Raw genomic sequence first — 2,159 nt, forward strand, 5'->3', positions numbered from 1 at the left:
GAACAAAAACCTGGCTCGCGGCGCCCCTGTTCGGAGTTGTGGTTGCGCAGTTCTTCGACGCGCGGACCTGCGACGTTGCATCGTCCGCAAACAGGCCGTCAGCCGACGCTGAATTTGATTGCACTGCGCAATCTTTGGCCGTGATTTTCGAGCCCTTCAGCATCGCAATCGCTTTGTTCTCTTTGGCTTCTAGTGCCAAAACGCACAACGGCGATGCGCCCATCAGGCGAGCAACCGACTGGACGGTGACCGTGGTCGGCGCGGCCTCAAAATACCGCAGCACGTAGGTCGAGACGCGTCGCGTGAGAGTAGTGCTGAGCGTGCGCTTGTCGAAATCCACGGCTGCCGTCACCGTAATTGGCCCGGATGAGGTCTCAACCGTCCGCACCTCCGACTGCAGCCCACGCGGTTGTCCGGCAGGCGCTGACGTCTCAGCGGGAACAGGTCCAGCCTGTCCGTTCATCGCAGCGGCAACGTATGTCGCGGCCAAGCTCGCAAGCCGCCGGGAGTCAGCGTTGGCCAGCCGCAACTCGCTTGCAGCCGCTAGGCTGGAACTGTCGGCCGCATTTTGTAGGGCCGTACGGGTTCTATAGACACTGCCGTAGTCGACCGCGGCAACACCCAAGCCAAGGGTGAGGGGGGCGGCCACGCTGAACAGCACGGCGACCGATCCGGACGTGCAGCTCAAAGATCGCAGGAGCGTAGTGATGAAGCGCATCAGGCGAGCATCGCCTGAAAACTTCGGTAGAACGCTAAAACAGCTCGCGCCGGTACTCGCAAAACGTCGCTGGGGTGAACAGTCAGTCTACCGGTTGATGAACACACACAGATTTAGAGCGCTATGACGCAGATCGCCTGCTAAGCCGTCTTCCAAGCTTTTCGAGAAAAACCGCTCTCACATGGCTTCCATGTGGATGACCATGTTTGGAGGTCCATGGATGACGCTCAGAAAAGCGAATGGCTGAACTAGACAATTGCAAAGACCCTGGCGCGCTGCCCGCATCCCTGGTGGCTTCCTCGTTTCCGACGCGACAGACTGCCGGCTGATCTACTGCTATGCCGACGTTAAGGGCTGCAGCTCCGTCATGGGCCAGTTGGACTCCGCGACGGCCGAGCGGGTCGCTGAGGAGATCGCCAAGCTGCCGGCAACTCTGAAGGGGGAGGTAGCCGAGCTGGGCGATATACCAGCTGGCCCTTGGACCGTGCAGGACAGCGACGGCATGTTCCGGGTGAACTCGCCGGGGTCCGCCTTGGGCTGCGTCTACTATAACGACCCAAGAGCAGGGGATATCGCCTGGGACGAGGCGCGGCGAATTGCGGCCGGCGTGGTTAGACTGCCAATCCTGTGCCAAACGAGACTATGACCTTTCTTGCCTACGCTGGAGCGGCGCTCGCTGAAACCGCCGGCTGCTTCGCCTTCTGTGGCTGCGCCTCGATCGCTCCCCTTACTGGCTGCTGCCCGGGATGATGTCGCTGGCGCTCTTCGCCTACCTGCTGAGGCTGGTGGAGAGTGGAGCTGCAGGACGTGCGTTCGCGGCCTGTGGCGGGATCTACATCGTCGCGGCAATCCTTTTGGTCTAGGGCGTTGAGGATCATCGTCCAGATAGATGGGACCTCGCTGGAGGAGCAATTTGCCTCGCAGGAAGCTGGCCGATCTTGTTCGGCCCGCGTCATCGAGCGGACGCCACGTCCCGCTAAGGTAAAGCCAAGTTAACGCCAGGAGAGATTTAATTGCCCAGGCAGAACGACCGCTGCAACCGCCAAGCATGCAGCCAGCTATTCGGCCGATTTGGCCCGGCCTCATTCTTGCTCGGGGCTGACCGTAAACAGCAGCGCCGTTTGCGTGGATACGAGTTGCCCTCAGAGGTCCGCTACTCGAAGCTCAGCGAGGGACAGCAGACACTCACCGGGTGGCTGCCGTGCCCTCATAGGCCGAGAACGCCTTGGTGATGGCGTCATGAAGTTTGTGCACCCAGTCGTTTGCGCTCTGGAGGCGACACTCGGCTTCAGCTACCCGGTTATCTGCCGCCTTGATGCGGACCTCGGCTTCCGCGACCTGCTGTTCAAGTTGGCGAACTTTATCTCGGGTGCGCGTTAACTCCTCGGTGAGAGCAGCAATCTCCGCTGCGGCATTGCTCTCGATGGTTCGAATCCGTCGG

Annotated in this window: 1 protein-coding gene and 2 pseudogenes; 1 reads left to right on the top strand and 2 read right to left on the bottom strand. The window is 60.8% G+C overall.

What is annotated here, in order from left to right; genetic code table 11:
• A partial coding sequence (locus tag AC1DSZ_RS24270; protein ID WP_476840862.1) for a TadE/TadG family type IV pilus assembly protein occupies positions 1 to 718 on the bottom strand: 718 nt, incomplete at its 3' end.
• 642 nt (positions 719 to 1,360) lie between these two features.
• Here AC1DSZ_RS24270 and AC1DSZ_RS24275 point away from each other — a divergent pair.
• Positions 1,361 to 1,698: pseudogene (locus tag AC1DSZ_RS24275) on the top strand (YnfA family protein).
• A 205-nt stretch (positions 1,699 to 1,903) separates the two neighbouring features.
• On the opposite strand, the pseudogene AC1DSZ_RS24280 reads toward AC1DSZ_RS24275, so the two are convergent.
• Positions 1,904 to 2,159 (bottom strand): annotated as a pseudogene (locus tag AC1DSZ_RS24280) (hypothetical protein); the annotation flags it as partial.

Source organism: Alsobacter sp. P4_H11 (genome assembly GCF_056400925.1).